This is a genomic window from Ruegeria faecimaris (genome assembly GCF_900182615.1).
Classification (GTDB): Bacteria; Pseudomonadota; Alphaproteobacteria; order Rhodobacterales; family Rhodobacteraceae; genus Ruegeria; species Ruegeria faecimaris.
Genome location: NZ_FXTE01000005.1, coordinates 53,321 through 74,543 on the forward strand (window position 1 = coordinate 53,321; position 21,223 = coordinate 74,543).

The window sequence follows — 21,223 nt, forward strand, 5'->3', positions numbered from 1 at the left end:
GCCCAACGAGAGGAAAGGTCTTGACGACGGGCGGGAGCCAGCTCGGCCCTTGTGCCGCGCCGACCGCGCCCGTATTTAGGCGTCAAACCGGATATTAGGAGAATACCGATGCTCAAAGGACTCGGCGGCCTGGGTGACATGGCCAAGATGATGAAATCCGCACAGGATCTACAGACCAAGATGACGGATATGCAGGAAGAGCTGAATACCATCATGGTTGTCGGCGAATCCGGTGCAGGGCTGGTAAAGGCAACAGCCACGGCCAAGGGAGAGCTGAAAGGTCTCGATATCGACCCGTCAATCTTTAACGGCGACGACAAGGAAGTGGTCGAAGATCTGATCCTGGCCGCCGTCAAAGATGCTCAGGCCAAGGCCGCAGAACGGTCGCAGGCTGAGATGGCTAAGCTGACCGAAGGCATGGGCCTGCCCGCAGACATCAAGCTGCCGTTCTGATAGGCACTCCTGACGAAATACCGGCCGGGCCCAACTGCCCGGCCCTTATGCAGGAGCAAGCGCAGTGAGTTCGAACAGCGATATCGACAATCTGATCGACCTGATGGCCAAACTGCCGGGCCTCGGCCCACGTTCGGCCCGTCGCGCAGTGCTGCATTTGATCCGCAAACGCGCCCTTCTGCTGACACCGCTTGCGGACGCGATGCAACAGGTTGCCATCACTGCCCGTGAGTGCCTGAATTGCGGCAATGTAGGCACTTCGGATATCTGCGACATCTGCGATAGCGAAGTCCGCGCGACCGGAGAGCTGTGCGTCGTCGAAGACGTCGCCGACCTTTGGGCGATGGAACGCGCCGCAGTTTTCAAAGGCCGCTATCATGTTCTGGGTGGCACCTTGTCAGCATTAGATGGAGTCGGCCCGGATGAGCTGCGCATTCCTCGCCTCAAGGATCGGGTCACAGCCGAGGGGATCACCGAAGTCATTCTGGCGCTGAACGCCACTGTCGATGGCCAGACCACCGCGCACTATATAGCCGATCAACTGGACGGGCAGGTGCGCCTGACCTCGCTGGCGCAGGGTGTGCCGATTGGCGGCGAGCTGGACTATTTGGATGACGGGACGATCACAGCGGCGCTTAGGGCGCGGAAGGAGTTGTAGTGTAGCCCATGACGCGCTTCAAAAGGAGTTCGAAACTCAATCTCCGATGATATTGCAGCTTACCAACCATTCCGATGGAAGGACATTCACTGCAACGTTGTTAGGCAATTGAAAATACGACACTCGCCTATAGCTCCACGCAAATGGAACGCAATCTTTAAGAGCCGCGCCGTGCAAAAAGAACTGCCCCTCTTAGAGCGCATGTTTAAGTGATTGGTAGAATGAGTTCTGAATTTCCACATCTGCATTAAAGCTTCTGGTGGCTATTGCGCGCAACAACTCAGCATATGTTGCAACAAACACCGTAGAAAAACTCATCGACAAGGCCAAAAAATCGGAACCGAGAGAAGTTCCTTCAAGCCCTTCTTTGCTAAGAAGGCGGCAACCAAATAGCTCGTCGCGGTACCGAACTACAGCAATATCGGCCAAAACGGTGCGCCAAGCCTGTCGTTCCAGAGCGTTATCAGGGCAATTGGCTGGAGTGAGCTTCCAAACAACAGCTTTGCCGTAGTCGCGTAGGCAACTAAGCTCAGAAAAATAGTCAGCAACATTTTCATGAATTTGGACCTTCAACCGCCGCAATTTGCAGGAACGTAACGACTAGGGCGATCTCAACGTCAGGAACCTCAAAATGGTCCCCACGCTCGACAACATGTACCTGACCCGGACTGTGCATCTGGGCCTTCGGCGGTGCTCAGCGGTTATGACACGCTGGACGTGACCCTGTTTTCAAGACGTGCAGCTTTGGTACCGCGACTGCCATCCGGACCCTCTAACGAATCGGATCAAAAAGCGCGTCTTTGGCCGCGCAGTCCTTGATCACATCCCGGCCACAAGGCACCGGTTCAAGATCGCGGGACAGGCACAGGCGCACCTCTTCGATATAGCCTTGTTTGCAGGTGACGGTGATCATGTCGCGCTCCAGCCCCGGATTGACCTTTAGAAACGCTTCTTCCACGACAGATGCGGGCAGTTTCACAGATGCGTCCAACTGGCGGAACACCTTTGGACGCTCGACCGACCCATAGGCCTGCCGCGACAAGGTGTAATAGTCCGAAGCGCTTAGGCCCGAGCAGGTGCCGTGCTTCTTCCATTGATGCCAGGCAAGGCCGGAACTGCCTTGAATATCTTCCATTTCACGGGTCATAGTCCGCGTCGGCGAGGCCTCGGCCGTGCGGCAATAAGATGGCCAGCCCTGATGGAATTGCGGCCAAAGCCCGTGTAGAATCCAGCCGTGATCATGCCGTACATCACACTGATCCGACCCACGCGCGTCGCCTTCGCGCGCGCACCAGTTCGGCGACCAGCTCAGCGCCAGGACATAGTAGTCGAACTCACCCGGTTTTTCACCCTCGGCCAGCGCCGTCATTGCACTGAAAACCCATAGAACCAGCCAGCGCATTCGCCTCTTCCCTTCTTGCCCTGCCGCGACTATATACAGCCCAAGTTCCCCGACAACGGAAACCTGCCCCAAGATCACGGGGCCGCCGAATTCCGGCGACGGGAAAGATGTATGCATAGGAGACGGGCTGATGGCAAAACCGCTTATGGCCAAGGCAACAGCCGTATGGCTAGTAGACAACACGACGATCAGCTTCAAGCAGATCGCGGATTTCGTAGGAATGCACGAGTTGGAAGTGCAGGGCATCGCCGATGGCGACGTGGCCGCTGGCGTCAAAGGGTTCGACCCGATCGCCAACAACCAGCTTACGCAGGAAGAGATTGACGTGGCGCAGGGCAACCCGCTGCACAAGCTGAAGCTCAAGTTCAACCCCGCCGCCAGTGGCGAGGAAAAACGTCGTGGCCCGCGCTATACCCCGCTGTCCAAGCGTCAGGACCGTCCGAACTCGATCCTGTGGCTGGTCAAGTTCCACCCCGAACTCAGCGACGGTCAGATTGCCAAGCTGGTCGGCACCACCAAGCCGACCATCCAGTCGATCCGCGAGCGGACGCACTGGAACATCTCGAACATGCAACCGATTGACCCCGTCGCTCTGGGCTTGTGTAAACAGTCCGAGCTGGACGCAATCGTGCAGAAAGCCGCCGCCAAGAAAGCCGCTGAAGGTGGCGTCATGAGCGATGATGAGCGCCGCAAGCTGGTTTCGACCGAGCAGTCACTGGAAATGGACGCAGCGCCCAAAATTCCAACGGCGATCGAGGGTCTCGAGACCTTCTCGTTGTCTGATGACTCCCCCGAGGAGAAAGAAGAGCCGATCATCGACGCCGACAGTTTCTTCAACTTGCCCAAAGGCGAGGCCGAGGATGAAGACGAAAGCGATCCGCGTTTCTGATACGCAGACAGCCCCGGTCAGACTGGCCGGGGCTTTTTTGACGAGACTCTGATGCTGAACATATTGTCTGCCATTTTTGGCCCACACCGCGCCGTGACAATCTATGCCTTCCTGAGAACCTGGGGCCTGCTCGTGTTCGGTGTCGTAGGCGTTATCGCGGTTGCCGCAGCCCTGCTGTTGCTGAACGACGACGGCACGCATGAACACGAAGCCTTCATGACCGTCCCGGTTCTGTCCGCCACCGCTATCAACGGCGACCTCAAGAACGGGGTGATTGCCTCGGTACGTTTACCCGACGGGTCCGCGACGTCGATCACTTCGACCGAGGCCCCGATTTCCCAGACCGTCGGCCAAAGCGCCTGTGTCGAAAAGCGGGTCTATGTGGAAAGTGGCGAACCAAGGTATCGCTTCAAACTTCCGCGTTATTGCGAAGCAAGCTGACAAAGCAAAACCGCCCGGTGTCCACACCGGGCGGTTTTTCCTTCAGATCATCTGAAAGATGATTCCTGCGATCACTGCGCCGACTATCCCCAGGCCCAGATAGGTCGCAAACACTTTCGGCCTGACCAGCGACCATACCGCAGCCATGGCCGGGATCGAGCTGACCGCACCCGCGATCATAAAGGACATTGCTGCCCCGGCGCTCATCCCCTGCTCCATCAGACCTGCCAATAGCGGCGGCGCGACATATGAGTTCAGATAGGCTGGCATCCCAACAAGTGCCGCGATGATTATGGGCAACACGCCGTCTCCTCCGACCGCGCGTGCGATCAGATCAGCGGGTACATAATTGATCAGCAACGCCTCGAGAACATAGGCAAGCGCCAGCCATTTCAACAAGAACAGGCCGTTTCGAAAGAACTCGCTACGAAATCTTTTCCGGCGCGCAGGGTCATGCCAAAAATTCCAGACCGGTTTGTCCTCTTGCTTAGGTCCACAACTGCCGCATCCAGTTGGTTGGTAGTTCCGCAAAGGTTGGGTCAACACACCGCTGCGCGTCATGGTGCGCACGACGAATCCGCCAAACAGGCCAAGTGCCACTGCGGCTACGGCTTTTCCGATAGCAAAGGGCCATCCCAATGCGCCAGCCGTAATCAACAGCGTCGGCGGGTCGATCAGCGGAGAGCTGAGCCAGAACGCCATAACCGCAGACAGTGGCGCCCCAAGCGCCAGTAAACCAGCAATGAACGGGATGACCTCGCAGGAACAGAATGGGGCCAACCCGCCAAACAGAGCAGCCAAAAGGATCATCCGCGTTTCGCGGCCTTCAAAGGCTCGGGCCACCATGACTTCGGCACCGGTGGCCTTGAGGTATGACAACAGCAGCACAGCAAACAGAATATATTGGCCGGTATGGGCCAGTGCCTTGCCGGCAAATGTTATCACCTCCGTTAGATTCCCTGGGTCGAGTATCGCCACCGCGATCAGAATGGCGACAATCACCGCCCATGGGGTTTTGATCAGGTCGAAGACAGCTTTGAACGGGGCCCGAGGGCTCTGAGTAAGGTCAGCCATCGTTTGCCGCCTTTCCAGTTTCGTCCGCACAACATTCCGACAGAATGAACTGCGCGAGGTTTCTGAGATGGTCATACCGGGCACGGTTGATCGTGGTGCGCCCGATCTTTTCCTGTTCGACAACATCACCGGCCGCAAGAAACCGGAGGTGATGGGCCAGCGTCGACGGGGCAATGCCGGTTCTCTCCTGGATTTCACCTACGGTGAGCCCGGCCTCTCCGGCGCGAACGAGTGTCTTGAGGACTTTCAGTCGCGCCTCTGACCCCATCGCCGAAAATCCTGCTGCAGCGGTTTCCCACATATCCACAACTCCAATAAACTAGTTTTCTAGTTATATAGAGGTATTGAAAGCTACCGTCAACAAATTCTGATCAGAATTCGTGAAAAGAGCGTGAGTCCAGATTGCTCAATCAATAAGGCCACTCTATAAGGTCTTATGGGGATTTCAGTAGATACGTTCTTTCTAGAGCTGAATGGGCAAGGCACCTTGCAGGCCCAGATTCAGCAGATGATTGCAGAAGGCATCCTGTCAGGCCGGTTCCATGTCGGAGAAAAGCTGCCCTCGTCGCGTAAACTGGCCTCGCATCTGGGTGTCAGCCGGATCACCGTGACATTGGCTTATACCGAGCTGTTGGCCAATGACTACCTGACCGCCCGGGGCCGATCTGGGTATTATGTGTCGGAAAATGCGCCAGTACCGCCTAAATACACGCCCATCCAACGGGGCACTGAGACCGTGGATTGGGACAAGGCGCTGGCCCGCCGGTTTGTAGATTCGGATGTGTTGCCCAAGCCCTGGAATTGGCGGGACTATACCTATCCTTTTATCTATGGTCAGGCGGACCGAACCCTGTTCGATCATGCCAACTGGCGACTATGCGCAGTGCGGGCATTGGGGCACAAGGATTTCGAATCGCTGACCCGCGACTATGTCGATCAGGACGATCCGTTGCTGATCGAGTTCATCGCCCGCCACACTCTGCCCCGCCGTGGAATCTCGGCACGCCCCGAAGAAATATTGATCACACTGGGGGCGCAGAACGCACTTTGGCTGGCGTCGCGCATTCTGCTGACTCACAATCACACCGCCGTCATCGAAGACCCCTGTTACTATGCGCTGCGCAGCCTGTTGAACCATTGGGACTGCGCGGTCGTACCCATTGGCGTGGACAAGGATGGCCTGCCACCCGAGGCGCTGCCCGATGAAACGGATGTCATCTTCACCACGCCCAGCCATCAGAGCCCGACAACCGCAACCATGCCGATCACCCGTCGCCGCCAACTTTTGGATCGTGCCCGGGATCTGGACGCAATGGTGGTCGAGGATGACTATGAATTCGAAATGGCGTTTCTGGGGGCGCCCTCACCCGCGCTGAAGTCCATGGACCGGGATGGACGTGTCATCTATGTGGGCAGCTTCTCAAAATCGCTGTTCCCTGGATTGCGCCTTGGTTACATGGTTGGATCCGAGCCGTTTATCCGCGAGGCGCGCGCGCTGCGCTCTTTGGTGCTGCGCCACCCGCCGGGCCACATTCAGCGCACTGCAGCGTATTTTCTGTCTCTGGGACATTACGATGCTCAGATCAGGCGCATGTCCAAAGAGCTGTCCAAGCGGCGGGATGCAATGGACAAGGCTATCGACGAATACGGGCTGTCGGTGGCGGGGCGCGGTGTGATGGGCGGATCTTCGATGTGGATGTCCGCCCCTGAACATGTCGACATGTCCCAGCTGGCGCGCAGCCTGCAAATCCAAAGCGTTCACATCGAGCCTGGTGCACCGTTTTTCGCAGGGCCAGATAGGCCACAGAACTTCTACCGGCTCGGATACTCATCCATCGCGCCCGACCGCATCGCTCCGGGCGTGAAGCTGATCGCGGATGCCATCCAAACGCAGTAGCCCGCGTCTGGACCTAATCCGCATTTCGTTTTGGACCTAACGCCATTCCGTCCCTTGGGCCACAACCGTACCCAAAGGCTGGGCTGATCGTCCGGCTTCATCCACAAATCCGCGGAGACAAATCAGATGAAAATGACCACCGAAGAGGCCTTTGTTAAAGTTCTGCAGATGCACGGGATCGAGCATGCGTTTGGGATCATCGGTTCGGCGATGATGCCGATCTCGGATATTTTTGGAAAAGCTGGCATTACGTTCTGGGATTGCGCACACGAAGGCTCGGGCGGGATGATGGCTGACGGGTACACACGCGCCACCGGCAAAATGTCGATGATGATCGCGCAGAACGGACCCGGGATCACCAACTTTGTTACTGCCGTCAAAACCGCCTACTGGAACCACACCCCGCTGCTGCTGGTGACCCCTCAGGCCGCAAACAAGACCATGGGTCAGGGCGGTTTCCAGGAGATGGAACAAATGCGCATGTTCGCGGACTGCGTCTGCTACCAGGAAGAAGTACGCGACCCTTCGCGGATGGCCGAAGTTCTGAGCCGCGTTATCACCAAAGCCAAGCGCGCCTCGGCACCGGCACAGATCAATGTTCCACGTGATTTCTTCACTCAGGTTGTCGATATCGAACTGCCTGCCGTAGTTGAATTTGAACTGCCTTCTGGCGGCGCATCAGCCGTTACCGAAGCCGCCGCGCTGCTGTCGGATGCCAAGAACCCTGTCATCCTGAACGGCGCGGGCACGGTTCTGTCCGCTGGCGGCATCGAAGCCTCGAAAGCACTGGCCGAGCGTCTGGACGCCCCGGTTTGTGTTGGCTACCAGCACAATGACGCCTTCCCGGGCTCGCACCCGCTGTTTGCTGGCCCGTTGGGTTACAATGGCTCGAAAGCCGGTATGGAGCTGATAAAAGAAGCAGACGTGGTTCTGTGTCTCGGCACTCGCCTGAACCCGTTCTCGACTCTTCCTGGCTATGGTATGGAATACTGGCCGGCGAATGCAAAGATCATTCAGGTTGACATTAACCCCGACCGCATTGGCCTGACCAAGAAGGTATCTGTCGGTATTGTTGGCGACGCAGCCACCGTTGCAACCAATATCCTGGCACAGCTGTCGGACACCGCAGGTGACGAAGGACGCGATGCACGCAAAGCGAAGATTGCGGAAACCAAGTCACGCTGGGCGCAGGAACTGACTTCGATGGACCACGAGCAGGACGATCCGGGTACCACCTGGAACGAACGCGCCCGTGCAGCCAAGCCCGACTGGATGAGCCCGCGCATGGCGTGGCGCGCCATTCAGGCAGCCCTGCCGAAAGAGGCGATCATCTCGTCCGACATCGGCAATAACTGTGCTATCGGCAACGCCTACCCATCCTTTGAAGCGGGCCGCAAATATCTGGCCCCCGGGCTGTTCGGCCCCTGTGGATACGGATTGCCATCTGTCATGGGTGCCAAGATCGGTTGCCCGGATGTGCCTGTCGTTGGGTTCTCGGGTGACGGCGCCTTTGGTATTGCTGTAACCGAACTGACCGCAATCGGCCGCGATGAATGGCCCGCAGTCACCCAGATCGTTTTCCGCAACTATCAGTGGGGTGCTGAAAAGCGCAACTCGACCCTGTGGTTCGACGACAATTTTGTCGGAACCGAACTGGACACCAAAGTGTCCTATGCCGGTATCGCTCAGGCCTGTGGCCTGAAAGGTGTCGTGGCCCGCACACAGGATGAGCTGACTGCAGCCCTGAATCAGGCCATTGAGGATCAGAAGAATGGGATCACCACGCTGATCGAAGCCATGATCAACCAGGAACTGGGCGAGCCGTTCCGTCGGGACGCAATGAAGAAACCGGTCGCGGTGGCAGGCATCAGCAATGACGACATGGAACCGCAGGCCGGGGTATAATCCGCGTGAAACCGCTGCGCGCCATTCTCGGGACGGCCAGCGCGTCGGACAAGATCATCGCCCTGTCAGAGGGCGATGATCCCCGCGTCGTGGAAGGTGCGGTCAGGGCCGTAAAAGAGGACGTTGCACGGATCATCCTGATCGGCGACGGGGCCAAAATTTCGGCCCTTCTGGATGCGCATGAAGGATTTGATCCCACTCGGATAGACATTCTTGACCCGGCGCATTCCTCAATTACCACGGAACTGGCTGAAGCGCTGTTTAATCGCCGCAAGCACAAGGGCATGACCCTTGAAGAGGCAGGGCAACAGATCACCAACCGGCTGACCTTTGCCGCCATGCTGGTGCATCAGGGTATCGCTGACGGCACCTTGGGCGGAGCGGTTGAAACCACCTCTGACACAGTTCGCGCGGCGTTGCAGATCATCGGAACAGCGCCGGGTACAACAATGGTATCCAGCTTTTTTCTCATGCTGTTCTGTCAGGATCATCACGAGGTCAAAGGCGCGCGCATCTTTGCCGATTGTGGCCTGGTGGTGGATCCAAACGCCGAAGAAATGGCGGAAATTGCCCGCGCATCGGCCGCATCCTATTCAGCTTTGACTGGAAACACGGCGCGTGTGGCGATGCTGTCTTTTTCCACCTCGGGAAGCGCCGAACATCCAAAAGTATCCAAGGTCGTCGAGGCAACCCGGATCGCACGCGAAAAAGATCCGAACCTTCTGATCGACGGAGAGCTGCAGTTCGATGCCGCCTTTGTCCCCGAGGTTGCGGCGCAAAAGGCGACGGATTCGCCACTGAAGGGCGAAGCGAATGTCTTTGTCTTCCCCAGCCTGAATGCGGGCAATCTGGGCTATAAGATCGCACAGCGCATCGGAGGGGTTGAGGCAATCGGGCCAGTCCTACAAGGCCTGGCCAAGCCGGCAAATGATCTATCGCGCGGCTGTACGGCAGAGGACATCCTTCACATGATCGCCGTGACTGCTGTTCAAGCACAACATGGCGAAAACGGAATATAAGTCTCGACAAGTCCGTGAAAAACAAATTTTATTCCGGTTCCCGGCAATACTCGGGGGAATACCGGTCTGCAAACTACAGGGGCGCCTATGAACCAGCCAGTGATTGACACCTCGCCCAAAGTCTCGGACGAGATCCGGCAGACCACCTGTTACATGTGCGCCTGTCGCTGTGGCATCAACGTTCACATGAAAGACGGCAAGGTCGCCTATATCGAGGGCAACCGAGACCACCCGGTGAACAAAGGCGTTCTGTGCGCCAAAGGGTCCGCGGGCATTATGCAGGTTAACGCGCCGTCGCGCCTACGCAAACCGCTGCGCCGTGTCGGCCCGCGCGGATCGGGCGAGTTCCGCGAGATCGAGTGGGACGAAGCGATCAGCACAGCCGTCGGCTGGATGAATGAGCTGCACGAGACAGCGCCGCAAAAGCTGGCCTTCTTTACCGGTCGCGACCAAAGCCAAAGCTTCACCAGCTTCTGGGCTCAGAATTTCGGCACCCCAAACTATGCGGCCCATGGCGGCTTCTGTTCCGTCAACATGGCCGCAGGCGGCATCTACACCATGGGCGGCGCGTTTTGGGAGTTTGGCCAGCCCGACTGGGACCACACCAAACTGTTCATGCTGTTCGGCGTGGCCGAAGACCACGACAGCAACCCGATCAAGATGGGGATCGGCAAGATCAAGGCACGCGGCGCACGGGTGATCGGTGTGAACCCGATTCGATCAGGCTATAACGCCGTCGCCGATGACTGGGTCGGGATCACCCCCGGCACCGATGGGTTATTCATCCTATCGCTGATCCATGTGTTGATGAAGGCGGGCAAGATCGACCTGGATTACCTCAGCCGTTATACTAACGCGCCTGTTCTGGTGAACGCATCCGAAGGCCCCGAGAAGGGTCTGTTCTTGCGCGATAGTGACGGCAAACCGCTGGTGATCGACCGGGCCACAGGCGAACTCACTGCGTTCGACAAGCCGGGCGTACGCCCGGACTTGTCGGCTACTTACGAAAAGGACGGCGTCACCCATCGCCCGGTTTTCCACCTGATGGCCGAGAAATACCTAAGCGACGAGCACGCCCCTGAGGCCGTGGCTGACCGCTGTGGCATCCCGGCCAGTCGCATTCGCGCCATCGCGGCGGAAATCGCCCGCGTCGCCTTTGACGATGCGATCGAGCTGGATCAGGAATGGACCGATTTCCGCGGCGAAACCCATGCTAAGATGATCGGTCGCCCGGTCAGCTTCCACGCCATGCGTGGCATCTCGGCCCATGCCAACGGGTTCCAGACCTGCCGCGCGCTGCACGTGCTGCAGATCATCCTCGGCACGGTCGAAGTTCCGGGCGGTTTCCGCTTCAAACCGCCCTATCCCAAACCAGTCGAGGCGCACCCAACCCCGCATGGCGACCGCCGCCCCGGCAGACCCCTGGAAGGCCCGCATCTAGGCTTCCCCCGCGGGCCCGAAGACCTGTTGCTGGACGACTGCGGCACTCCCCAACGGATCGACAAAGCATTCACATGGGAAAACCCGATGTCAGCCCATGGGCTGATGCATATGGTAATCTCAAACGCCGCCGCCGGTGATCCCTACAAGATCGACACGCTGTTCATGTATATGGCGAATATGTCGTGGAACTCCTCCATGAACACCAAAGGTGTGATGGAGATGCTGACCGCCAAGACCGAAGACGGCAAATACGTCATCCCAAACATCATCTATTCCGATGCCTATTCCTCGGAAATGGTGGCCTATGCCGACTTGATCCTGCCCGATACCACCTATCTTGAACGGCACGACTGTATCTCGCTGCTCGACCGCCCGATCTGCGAGGCAGACGCCGCCGCCGACGCAATCCGCTGGCCGGTGATCGAGCCCGACCGCGACGTGCGGGGCTTTCAGTCGGTGCTGGTGGAACTGGCCAACCGCATGAGCTTGCCAGGCTTTACCAACGAAGACGGTACGCCGAAGTGGAAAGACTACGCTGACTATATCGTTAACCATCAGCGAAAGCCCGGTATTGGCCCACTGGCCGGGTTTCGAGGCGAAAATGGCGACAAGGAAGGTCGTGGCGAGGTCAACCCCGACCAGCTGAATCGCTACATCGAAAATGGCGGCTTCTACGTCGCGCATATCCCCGAAGGGGCGGATTACTACAAACCCTGGAACGCTGCCTATCAGGATTGGGCCGTGGGCATGGGAATCTACGACAGCCCGCAACCCTATCTGTTCCAGCTCTATTCAGAACCGATGCGCAAGTTCCAGCTGGCCGCCGAAGGCCACGGGGACCGGCAACCGCCGGAAAATCTGCGCCAGCGCCTCAAGGACACCATGGACCCGCTGCCGATCTGGTACGAAACCGATCAGCAGGGCAATGAAGGTTTCACCATCAATGCCCTGACTCAGCGCCCGATGGCGATGTATCACTCATGGGGCACCCAAAACGCCTGGTTGCGCCAGCTACACGGGCGCAACCCGCTTTATGTGCCAACCAAACTGATGCGCGAACACGGGATGCAGGACGGCGACTGGGCCAAAGTCACGTCTCCGCACGGGGAAATTACTGTTCCGGTCATGGAGATGGCTGCGCTGAATGAAAATACTGTCTGGACTTGGAATGCCATCGGCAAACGCAAAGGTGCTTGGGCCCTGCAGGAAGACGCACCAGAGGCCACCAAAGGCTTTTTGCTGAACCACCTGATCCACGAACTACTGCCGTCAAAAGGCGATGGAATGCGTTGGGCCAATTCTGATCCGATTACAGGTCAGGCGGCTTGGTTCGACCTGAAGGTCAGGATCGAAAAGGCGGCGCCACCTTCGGATGCAGAAAGCCAGCCCGAATTCAAACCGATCAAATCACCGGTCGGCACCGGACCAAAAGATCTGGCGTGGAAGGTAGGAAAATGACCCAGCTCCCCCAATCCACAGACAAGAAAATGGGTCTGGTCATCGACCTGGACACCTGTGTCGGCTGCCATGCCTGTGTGATATCCTGCAAAGGCTGGAACACCGAAAACTACGGGGCGCCCCTGTCGGATCAGGACGCTTATGGCGGCAACCCGTCCGGCACCTTCCTAAACCGGGTACATTCCTACGAGGTCCAACCCGAACAGGGTCACGCCCAGCTGATCCACTTCCCCAAATCCTGCCTCCATTGCGAGGACGCGCCCTGCGTCACCGTCTGCCCCACCGGGGCCAGCTATAAGCGGGTCGAGGACGGTATCGTATTGGTCAATGAAAGCGACTGTATCGGCTGCGGGCTTTGCGCCTGGTCCTGCCCTTACGGCGCGCGTGAGATGGATATGGCCGAGGGCGTGATGAAGAAATGCACCCTCTGCGTGGATCGCATCTATAACGAGAACATACCCGAAGTGGACCGCGTGCCATCCTGTGTGCGGACCTGCCCCGCCGGAGCCCGCCATTTCGGTGATCTGGGCGACGCAGATAGCGATGTCAGCAAATTGGTCGCCGAACGTGGTGGCATGGATCTGATGCCTGAAATGGGCACCAAGCCCGTTAACAAATACCTGCCACCTCGCCCTAAAGATCAGATCGAGGACCAGGTCGACATTCTCGCGCCCCTTCTGGCCCCGGTAGCCGAAGAGCCCAAGGGCTTTCTGGGTTGGCTCGACAAGACACTGGAGAAGCTCTGATGCATCCGGCCCCATCTGTCATTATCTTCACTACCTTGTCCGGTCTGGGCTTTGGGCTGCTGTTTTTTCTGGGCCTTGGGATGCCGGATGTCACCGGGTGGGTGGCCTTCGTATTCTATGCCATGGCCTTTGGCCTGTCGGTGGGTGGGCTGATGGCCTCGACCTTTCACCTGGGCCATCCTGAACGTGCGTGGAAAGCATTCACCCAATGGCGGTCAAGCTGGCTCAGCCGTGAGGGTTGGTGCGCAGTGATCGCCTTGATTCTTCTGGGCTTCTACGCGCTGGGCGCCGTCTTCTTTGGACAGCGTTGGGGTGTTCTGGGCGTCCTTGGCGCGTTGTTTTCGCTGGCAACAGTTTTCACCACCTCAATGATCTACACCCAGCTCAAGACAATCCCACGTTGGAACATGAAACTGACACCAATCATGTTTCTGAGCTTCAGCCTTGCCGGTGGCTCGCTTCTGGCCGGTCAGGTCAGCCTTGCCGTCCCTCTGTTGGTGGTCGCTGCCGTTGCGCAGACATTTTACTGGTGGCAAGGGGATAAGGCATTTGCGAACTCAGGAACAAACCTTGGCACCGCTACGGGTTTGGGGCAGCGCGGGGCAGTGCGTGCGTTTGAGCCTCCACATACAGGTACAAACTATCTTCTGCGCGAATTTGTCCACGTGGTTGGCAGGAAACATGCGGACAAATTGCGGGTCATCTCGTTTGTGCTGGCCTTCCTATTGCCGGTCATCCTGCTGATCCTGCCGTTCAACCACTTCTTCGCTCTTCTGGCTGCGCTGTCGCATGTGGCAGGCGTTGCAGTTTCGCGCTGGCTGTTCTTTGCGCAGGCCGAGCATGTCGTGGGTCTGTATTACGGCAAACGGTAAAGAAGGGGGCCAGCCCCCTTCTTGGCCCAGACAGGCCAATTCATCCCCCGAGGTATTTTTGGCCAGATGAAGATCGGATCAGGCCAAGAACACCCCTGGTTACAGCAGACCTGCGTGGTTCATGGCTGCGTCGATAGTAGTTTTGGTGCTGTCGTCCAACGTGGTCAGGGGCGAGCGAACTTCTTCGCTGCATAGGCCCAGCTTGCTGAGGGCGTATTTGGCCCCGACCAGACCGGGTTCGATAAAGATCGCCTCATGCAGAGGCATCAGGCGGTCCTGATAAGTCAGCGCTTTGGCATAATCCCCCTGCAGGGTGGCCTGCTGGAATTCGGCACAGAGCTTGGGCGCAACATTCGCCGTGACCGAGATACAGCCCACACCACCATGCGCATTGAAACCCAGCGCCGTGGCGTCTTCGCCCGACAGTTGGCAAAACTCAGGCCCGCAAGAGGCGCGCTGTTGGCTGACACGCCCCAAATCTCCGGTTGCGTCTTTAACCCCAACGATCCTTGGCAACTCGGCCAGCTCACCCATCGTCTGGGGAGTCATGTCGATGACGGAACGGCCTGGAATGTTGTAGATGATGATCGGAATATCGGCACAATCATGTAGGGTGCGGAAATGCTGAATTAGGCCCTTCTGGGTCGGCTTGTTGTAATACGGGGTCACCACCAGAGCGGCATTCGCGCCGACTTGCTGCGCAAATTGAACGAATCGGATCGCCTCGACAGTGTTGTTCGAGCCCGCACCAGCGATCACCGGGACACGACCGGCTGCGGCATTGACAACTTCTGCCACCACCGTTTCGTGTTCTTCATGGCTTAGGGTTGGGCTTTCACCGGTGGTCCCCACCGGCACCAAACCGGTCGAGCCTTCCTGAATTTGCCATTCCACCAAACGTTTGAGCGTGCCCAGATCCAACTCGCCATTCGAAAACGGGGTAACGAGGGCTGGCATCGAGCCTTTGAACATGACACGCTCCTTGCTGTGCGGTTAGCAATTTTTGCGCCTTGGGCAATCACATTCCTAGCAATGTGTGTTGATCCCGCCGGCGCAAGGTTTATCCTAAATGGCTCTATCCTTGGTTGGTTGGGAAATGCAAGGCATGACACGCGTTCTGGCGCTTTTGACAGCGGTGATTCTGGCATCCTTCGGGCCGGCCCAAGCCGACTCGGTGGGCGATCTGCGCGCTGGCATGTATGAAATGCGAAAGGGCGATTGGAACGCAGCGCTGCAAGAGGCAGGCCCGCGCGGATCTGTGTCACGTGACATCATCGTATGGCATTGGCTGCGCGAGGGGTTCGGAAGCTCGGGCGATGTGCTGGTATTTCTGAACCGCAGGCCGGATTGGCCGGGGCTGGCATGGTTACGGCGCGAAAGCGAACCCGCCTTTACCGGGGCGGACCCGGACCGGGTGTTGAAATTCTACGCCGACATTGCCCCGCAAACGGCGGAAGGGGCGCTGAATTTCGCCGTAGCGCTGAAGGCTAAGGGACGGCAGGGTGATGCGCAGGCGGATATCGTCACCGCCTGGCGTACGATGCCGATGGGATCGGGCCTGCAGAAAGACTATATCGAGAACTTTGAAACATTGCTGAAACCCCACCACGCGGCGCGGCTGGACCGGATGCTGTGGGACGGTCATCTGATCAGCGCAGGACAAATGCTGCCATTGGTGAATGACGATCAGCGCAAGCTGGCCGAGGCGCGGATTGCATTGCAAAAACGTGCGCCGGGTGTTGATGCCAAAGTAGGGGCGGTTCCCGATTCCGTGGCCGGATCGGCGGGGCTTGCCTTTGACCGCTTTGTCTGGCGAGACAAAAAGGAACTGGATGACAGTGCGATTGATCTGATGCTGGCGCGGTCATCCAGCCCGGATGCTCTGGGCGAGCCAGACAAATGGGCCGAGGGCCGTCGCCGGTTGGCCCGGCTTGAGATGCGCAACGGTGATATGAGCCGCGCATACAAGATTGCCTCTAGTCACCATATGACGCCGGACATGGGCTATGCCTATGCCGATCTCGAATGGCTTTCCGGGTTCCTTGCCCTGCGTCGGTTGAATGATCCCGCAACGGCTGTACGGCATTTCCAAAACTTCTCGGGCGCGGTGCAGTCACCGATTTCCAAGGGACGCGGCGGGTATTGGCTGGGTCGGGCCTATGCCGCGCAGGGGGATGCGGAAAAGGCTTATGAGGCCTATGCCATGGGTGCTGATCACCAGACCTCGTTCTACGGGCTTCTTGCCGCCGAACGGATAGGGCGCCCCTTCGACAGCGATCTGGCAAACCCGCGAAGGGCACCGCACTGGAAACAAGCGGAGTTTGCCGATTCCAGCGTTCTTGAAGCGGGGCTATTGCTGTTGCGCGCAGGTGAGGCAAACCTATCCGAGCGGTTCCTGACCCATCTGGTTGAGGGGCTCGACCCCGTTCAGGCAAGCCAACTGGGCGATCTGGTCATCGAACTGAACGAACCACATCTGGCGGTGATGATCGCCAAGCGCGCCGCGACCACCGGCGTTGTTCTGCCCGCCGCGTATTACCCGGTTCATCCGGTGGCAGATCTAGGCCTACCTATGGCAAAGGAAATGACGCTAGCAATCGCCCGGCGCGAAAGCGAGTTTGACCCGGTTGTCATCAGCGGCGCGGGCGCGCGCGGGCTTATGCAGGTAATGCCCGCGACGGCGAAAGTTGTGGCCCGGAACATGGGCATTCTAAGCAGCCACCAAACCGGAAAACTGACTTCGGACTGGCGATATAACGCCAAATTGGGGGCGAATTACCTGTCCGAGCTGGCAGCAGAATTCAACGGCAATGTGGTGATGATGGCGGCGGGGTATAATGCCGGACCGGGCAGGCCGATCTCGTGGATGAAACGCAATGGCGACCCGCGCCGGGGTGAGGCCGATATCGTCGACTGGATCGAATTCATACCCTTTAGCGAGACCCGCAACTATGTCATGCGCGTCGCCGAAAGCCTGCCTGTGTATCGCGCACGGTTGGGGCAGCAGGCGTTGCCGGTGCCATTTTCCGAAGAACTGATCGGGTCAACTCTGGCGTCGTTCGCGCCATAAGGTGAACAGTCCGGCGGCAATAACCAATGTGGCCCCTGCAACAACCGTGGGTCGCAAGCTTTCACCAAAGACCGAGATTCCCAGAATGGCGCTCCACATCAGGTGAAAATAGGCAAAGGGCTGCACGGCGCTGGCCTCGGCCATTTCGTAGCACTTAATCAACAACCAATGTCCCAGAACTCCGGTCAGGCAGAGCAGGCCCATCCAAAGCCAGTCACCGCCCTGCATAGGCTCCCAAAACCACACGCCCACGGCCGTCATGGCAACCGCCCCGGCGATGCCGGTCCAGAAAAAACTGGTGGCGGTAGTGTCGCGCCGCGCCGCATAGCGGGTCAGCAGGCCATAGATGGCAAACATCAGGGCCGAGATCAACGGGATCACCGCCCACGGATTGAACACTCCCACCCCGGGCTGCAGGATGATCAGCACGCCGATGCAGCCCACGCCGATGGCTGACCACCGACGCCAGCCGACCTTCTCGCCCAGAACGGGTCCGCTGAGCGCCGCCACCAGCAGCGGATAGCAGATGAAAACGGCCTGGCTTTCAATCAGGCCCAGGATGGTAAAGGCATAAACCGCGACGCAGATCTCTCCGGCCAGAAGCACCCCGCGCAGGATCTGCAGCCCAAGCTGGTTGGTGCGGGCCGTGGCCGCGATACTGCCGGGTGCGCGCAGCGCCTGAGCGACGACAAACGCAGCGAAGAACCAATAGCGGATCATCACGACCATATAGGTGTTATAAGTCCCGGCCAGATGGCGCGAGATACCGTCCTGCAGCGCAAACACCACGGTAGCCGCGATCATCAGCGCGATACCGGCGCGGGTGTTGTTCTGTTGGGTCATGGCTTGACCGCCCGAGTCATGTGGCGCTTGCGCCCATAGCCCGGTGCGCGGGTGACGGTGAACCCTGCGTCCTCGAGCCCGCGCCGGACGAACCCGGCGGCGGTATAGGTGGCCGCAGAGCCATTGGGCGCCGTGTGATCGGATACCTGCTGCATCAGCTCTGCGCCCCAAAGTTCGGGGTTCTTGGCCGGAGAGAACCCGTCCAGAAACCAGGCATCGGCCTGCCCCGACCATGCGGACAAGGTGGACCGCGCGTCGCCCTCGATAACCTCAAGCTGCAGGGTGCCCAGATCGCAGGTACCGCCCTGCCATTGGGACAGGAACCGGTCGGCCCAAGGGGACAACTCAGGAAAGGCGGCCAGAGCACGCGTCATGTCGTCTGGCGCCATTGGATAGGCTTCGAAACTGGTGAATGTCAGCGGGGTCGTTTGGCCAGCCTTTTCCCATTCGGACCAGACAGTCAGCAAGTTCAGGCCGGTGCCAAAACCAAGCTCGGCAATATGAAACCCCGGCGCAAACCGCCCGGGCAGGTCATTGCCCGCCAAAAACACATGCCGCGTCTCCTCCAGCCCGTTCTGCAACGAGAAATAGGGGTCGTCGAAACGGTCTGAGACAGGTATCTGCCCGTCTTTCCAGGTCAGTTCGGCGCGCTGGTCTGCCATCGGGGAATCCTGTAGCTAAGCGGCGCGACACTGAACAAGGAAAAGGGGAATGGCAATGGTCGATGTGACGGTGCGAGGCGCGGGCATTTTTGGCCTTTCGATCGCCTGGGCCTGCGCTAGACGCGGCGCAAAAGTTCAGGTCATAGATCCTTTTGGCCCCGGTGCCGGGTCCAGCGGCGGTCTGGTCGGGGCTTTGGCCCCGCATGTGCCCGAGAACTGGAATGCCAAGAAAGCTTTTCAATTCGAAAGCCTGATCATGGCCGAACCCTTCTGGAAACAGGTTGAGGCGACCGGAGGCGTCTCAGCCGGATATGCCCGGTTGGGTAGGCTGCAGCCCATCGCAGATAGCCGCACGCTGGATCTGGCCCATGCACGTACGGTCACCGCCGCAGAGCTATGGCAGGGGCGGGCCGAATGGCGCGTTGTTGCAATGGATGAGGTCGGGTCGTGGTGCCCTCCCAGCCCCACTGGCTTTGTGATCCACGACACGCTTAGCGCCCGGATGCACCCAAGGCGGGCATGTTCTGCACTGGTTTCGGCGCTGGCGGTGATGGGGGTTGAGGTCAAAACCGATGCGGCCAATCAAGGGCATATCATTCACGCCACCGGGCTTTCTGGCCTGCTAGAACTGAACGACGCCTTTGGCAAAACGGTCGGCAATGGCGTCAAGGGACAGGCGGCTTTGCTGCGGTTCGATGCCGGGGACGTCTCCCAGCTGTTTGCAGATGCCGTTCACATTGTCCCGCATGCAGATGGTACATTGGCCATCGGATCAACCTCGGAACGGGATTATGACAATCCGACCAGCACCGATGCGGCGCTGGATGATGTCCTGGACCGGGCCACACGGGCGGTTCCGGTCCTGCACGGTGCCGAAGTGATCGAACGCTGGGCCGGGATCCGACCCCGCAGCAAAAGCCGTGCGCCGATGTTGGGTGCACATCCGCTGTACGCCGGAGAATTCATCGCCAATGGAGGGTTCAAGATCGGATTTGGTATGGCGCCCAAAGTGGCAGAAGTCATGGCCGAACTGGTGCTTGAAGGGCGCGATGAAATCCCCGCAGATTTTCAACCTGAGGCTTCTTTGTGACCTCCCTCGACGACACCCCAGTTCGCCTGCAACCGGACGATCCGATGTTGCCACAGGTGTTACGCCTGATCCGCCACAGCTTTGCATTCATGGAGGGGCGTATAGACCCGCCCTCGTCAATGCATCGCCTGACCGAGGAAACGCTTAGGCAACAGGCCCGCGACCACGAGGTTTGGATCATAGGCAATCGCCCGGATGCGGTCGTCTTTCTGACACCCAAACAGGACTGTCTGTATCTGAGCAAACTGGCTGTGGACGAAACCCGACGTGGTCAGGGGCTGGCACAGCGTCTGGTCGATCTGGCATCCGCGCGGGCGGTTGAAACAGGTATTGCGACGCTGGAACTGAAGGCACGGGTCGAATTGGTCGAAAACCATGCCTCCTTTGCCCGGATGGGCTTTGTCAAAACGGCGGAAACGGCGCATCCCGGGTTCACCCGGGCGACCTCGATTACCATGCAGAAACATTTAGGCTGAGGCTTCGGCAATCATACATTGGCGCCCGTCTGCCGCACGTACCCACAGGGTATTGCCCCTCCGGCACAGGCTCGCAGTTTCGAAATGCATCAATGCCGAGGTTGCGCGGAAGGAAAACTGCGCCAATGGGCCCATCACATCTTCCGCAAACAACATCAGGTGCTGCGCCAAAAGCGGGCCATGCACGACCAGCCCGGCATATCCTTCGACATCACGGGCATAGTCGATGTCATAGTGAATGCGGTGTCCGTTAAATGTCAGGGCCGAGTAGCGAAACAGCATTGTGCTGTCGAAGGACAGCTCGCGATGTTCGGTTTCATCCAGCCTGGCCAGTGGTGCCGGAGGGGTGGCCGTATCTGCCGAGGGGTCTTGGCGGTAAACCAGATCCTGCCATTCGGTCAGGCGCAGCGCACCGCTCTGCCAAACCTCGTGGCGCAACGTGACAAAGCCCAAGGGGCCGGTGCGTCCCGATTTCGAACTCGAACTTTCACATAGCGATCGCCGTTCGGCTAACTGACCTGCTATCAGAGGCGCGAAAAACTCCAAGCGTCCGCCTGCCCACATTCTGCGGGGTAGGCCCATATCGGGGATCAGGCCCCCGACTTTGGGATGTCCGTCGCGCCCAAGTTGGCCGGGTGGCTGCGGAGTCCAGAAGTACAGGTGATGAAAGAACGGCGGCAACGCAGTGCCGCCCCTCACAGTTGCCTGTTTCCCAAGCGCCATCTGCAACGCGCCAGCACGGGCTGCGTCCATCACATCTGTCTGAATTTCCATCGACATAGCGCAAGATTAGGCGGCCTGCCCCATACGGGCAAGCAAACCGGC

At 58.7% G+C, this 21,223-nt stretch carries 21 protein-coding genes; 13 read left to right on the forward strand and 8 right to left on the reverse strand.

The genetic code is table 11. The features are described from left to right. Positions 1 to 108 precede the first annotated feature (108 nt). Positions 109 to 453 (forward strand): YbaB/EbfC family nucleoid-associated protein, encoded by a 345-nt coding sequence (locus FN806_RS10925; RefSeq protein ID WP_142636987.1) that lies wholly within the window; start codon positions 109 to 111, stop codon positions 451 to 453. Between the two features lie 64 nt (positions 454 to 517). Further along, the gene (gene recR / locus FN806_RS10930) at positions 518 to 1,111 is read left to right on the forward strand and encodes a recombination mediator RecR (RefSeq protein ID WP_142636989.1); all 594 of its coding nucleotides are present in this window, start codon (positions 518 to 520) and stop codon (positions 1,109 to 1,111) included. Positions 1,112 to 1,303: 192 nt separating this feature from the next. On the opposite strand, the gene FN806_RS10935 is transcribed toward recR, so the two are convergent. Beyond that, positions 1,304 to 1,684 carry a hypothetical protein gene (locus FN806_RS10935; protein WP_142636994.1) on the reverse strand — a complete coding sequence of 127 codons (381 nt, stop codon included), beginning with the start codon at positions 1,682 to 1,684 and terminating at the stop codon, positions 1,304 to 1,306. A 199-nt stretch (positions 1,685 to 1,883) separates the two neighbouring features. After that, positions 1,884 to 2,513 (reverse strand): ribonuclease T2 family protein, encoded by a 630-nt coding sequence (locus FN806_RS10940; RefSeq protein WP_142637258.1) that lies wholly within the window; start codon positions 2,511 to 2,513, stop codon positions 1,884 to 1,886. A gap of 130 nt (positions 2,514 to 2,643) precedes the next feature. On the opposite strand from FN806_RS10940, the gene FN806_RS10945 reads away from it, so the two are divergent. Continuing rightward, positions 2,644 to 3,402 carry a DUF1013 domain-containing protein gene (locus FN806_RS10945; protein WP_142636995.1) on the forward strand — a complete coding sequence of 253 codons (759 nt, stop codon included), beginning with the start codon at positions 2,644 to 2,646 and terminating at the stop codon, positions 3,400 to 3,402. A gap of 51 nt (positions 3,403 to 3,453) precedes the next feature. Beyond that, a complete protein-coding gene (locus tag FN806_RS10950; RefSeq protein WP_142636997.1) occupies positions 3,454 to 3,843 on the forward strand; it encodes a hypothetical protein in 390 nt (129 codons plus the stop codon). Between the two features lie 42 nt (positions 3,844 to 3,885). On the opposite strand, the gene FN806_RS10955 is transcribed toward FN806_RS10950, so the two are convergent. Both FN806_RS10955 and FN806_RS10960 read right to left on the reverse strand, forming a co-directional pair. After that, entirely contained in the window at positions 3,886 to 4,917 is a 1,032-nt protein-coding gene (locus FN806_RS10955) for a permease (RefSeq protein WP_142636999.1), read from the reverse strand. Further along, positions 4,910 to 5,218, reverse strand: coding sequence for an ArsR/SmtB family transcription factor (locus FN806_RS10960; protein ID WP_142637001.1), 309 nt, complete (start codon positions 5,216 to 5,218; stop codon positions 4,910 to 4,912). Before FN806_RS10960 ends, FN806_RS10955 begins: the two co-directional genes overlap by 8 nt. A gap of 135 nt (positions 5,219 to 5,353) precedes the next feature. On the opposite strand from FN806_RS10960, the gene pdxR reads away from it, so the two are divergent. The 6 genes from pdxR (at position 5,354) to FN806_RS10990 (ending at position 14,257) form a co-directional block, all read left to right on the forward strand. Beyond that, on the forward strand, positions 5,354 to 6,814 hold the full coding sequence (pdxR, locus tag FN806_RS10965) for a MocR-like pyridoxine biosynthesis transcription factor PdxR (protein WP_142637003.1): 1,461 nt from the start codon (positions 5,354 to 5,356) through the stop codon (positions 6,812 to 6,814). Between the two features lie 126 nt (positions 6,815 to 6,940). Beyond that, positions 6,941 to 8,719, forward strand: a complete 1,779-nt coding sequence (gene xsc / locus FN806_RS10970; RefSeq protein WP_142637005.1) for a sulfoacetaldehyde acetyltransferase — start codon at positions 6,941 to 6,943, stop codon at positions 8,717 to 8,719. A 5-nt stretch (positions 8,720 to 8,724) separates the two neighbouring features. Continuing rightward, positions 8,725 to 9,738, forward strand: a complete 1,014-nt coding sequence (pta, locus tag FN806_RS10975) for a phosphate acetyltransferase (RefSeq protein WP_142637007.1) — start codon at positions 8,725 to 8,727, stop codon at positions 9,736 to 9,738. A gap of 87 nt (positions 9,739 to 9,825) precedes the next feature. Then, positions 9,826 to 12,639 (forward strand): molybdopterin oxidoreductase family protein, encoded by a 2,814-nt coding sequence (locus FN806_RS10980; protein WP_142637009.1) that lies wholly within the window; start codon positions 9,826 to 9,828, stop codon positions 12,637 to 12,639. After that, complete coding sequence (locus FN806_RS10985) at positions 12,636 to 13,385, forward strand: 4Fe-4S dicluster domain-containing protein (RefSeq protein ID WP_142637011.1); 750 nt, start codon at positions 12,636 to 12,638, stop codon at positions 13,383 to 13,385. Before FN806_RS10980 ends, FN806_RS10985 begins: the two co-directional genes overlap by 4 nt. Beyond that, complete coding sequence (locus tag FN806_RS10990; protein WP_142637012.1) at positions 13,385 to 14,257, forward strand: dimethyl sulfoxide reductase anchor subunit family protein; 873 nt, start codon at positions 13,385 to 13,387, stop codon at positions 14,255 to 14,257. The genes FN806_RS10985 and FN806_RS10990 overlap by 1 nt, the downstream gene beginning before the upstream one ends. A 99-nt stretch (positions 14,258 to 14,356) precedes the next feature. Here the strand turns inward: FN806_RS10990 and dapA are convergent, their stop codons facing one another. After that, positions 14,357 to 15,229, reverse strand: coding sequence for a 4-hydroxy-tetrahydrodipicolinate synthase (gene dapA, locus FN806_RS10995; protein WP_142637014.1), 873 nt, complete (start codon positions 15,227 to 15,229; stop codon positions 14,357 to 14,359). A gap of 133 nt (positions 15,230 to 15,362) precedes the next feature. On the opposite strand from dapA, the gene FN806_RS11000 reads away from it, so the two are divergent. Next, a complete protein-coding gene (locus FN806_RS11000; protein ID WP_142637260.1) occupies positions 15,363 to 17,327 on the forward strand; it encodes a lytic transglycosylase domain-containing protein in 1,965 nt (654 codons plus the stop codon). Here FN806_RS11000 and FN806_RS11005 read toward each other — a convergent pair. Then, positions 17,301 to 18,170, reverse strand: a complete 870-nt coding sequence (locus FN806_RS11005; RefSeq protein ID WP_142637016.1) for a DMT family transporter — start codon at positions 18,168 to 18,170, stop codon at positions 17,301 to 17,303. The two genes, FN806_RS11000 and FN806_RS11005, sit on opposite strands and share 27 nt — an antisense overlap. After that, positions 18,167 to 18,832: a tRNA (5-methylaminomethyl-2-thiouridine)(34)-methyltransferase MnmC2 gene (mnmC2, locus tag FN806_RS11010; RefSeq protein ID WP_142637018.1), complete on the reverse strand. Its 666-nt coding sequence runs from the start codon at positions 18,830 to 18,832 to the stop codon at positions 18,167 to 18,169. Before mnmC2 ends, FN806_RS11005 begins: the two co-directional genes overlap by 4 nt. Before the next feature lie 49 nt (positions 18,833 to 18,881). On the opposite strand from mnmC2, the gene FN806_RS11015 reads away from it, so the two are divergent. Together FN806_RS11015 and FN806_RS11020 are read left to right on the forward strand one after the other, a co-directional pair. Beyond that, positions 18,882 to 19,922 (forward strand): NAD(P)/FAD-dependent oxidoreductase, encoded by a 1,041-nt coding sequence (locus FN806_RS11015; RefSeq protein WP_142637020.1) that lies wholly within the window; start codon positions 18,882 to 18,884, stop codon positions 19,920 to 19,922. Continuing rightward, a complete protein-coding gene (locus FN806_RS11020; protein WP_342782003.1) occupies positions 19,919 to 20,398 on the forward strand; it encodes a GNAT family N-acetyltransferase in 480 nt (159 codons plus the stop codon). Before FN806_RS11015 ends, FN806_RS11020 begins: the two co-directional genes overlap by 4 nt. Here the strand turns inward: FN806_RS11020 and FN806_RS11025 are convergent. Further along, complete coding sequence (locus FN806_RS11025) at positions 20,390 to 21,178, reverse strand: HTD2 family dehydratase (protein WP_142637032.1); 789 nt, start codon at positions 21,176 to 21,178, stop codon at positions 20,390 to 20,392. The two genes, FN806_RS11020 and FN806_RS11025, sit on opposite strands and share 9 nt — an antisense overlap. Positions 21,179 to 21,223 lie beyond the last annotated feature (45 nt).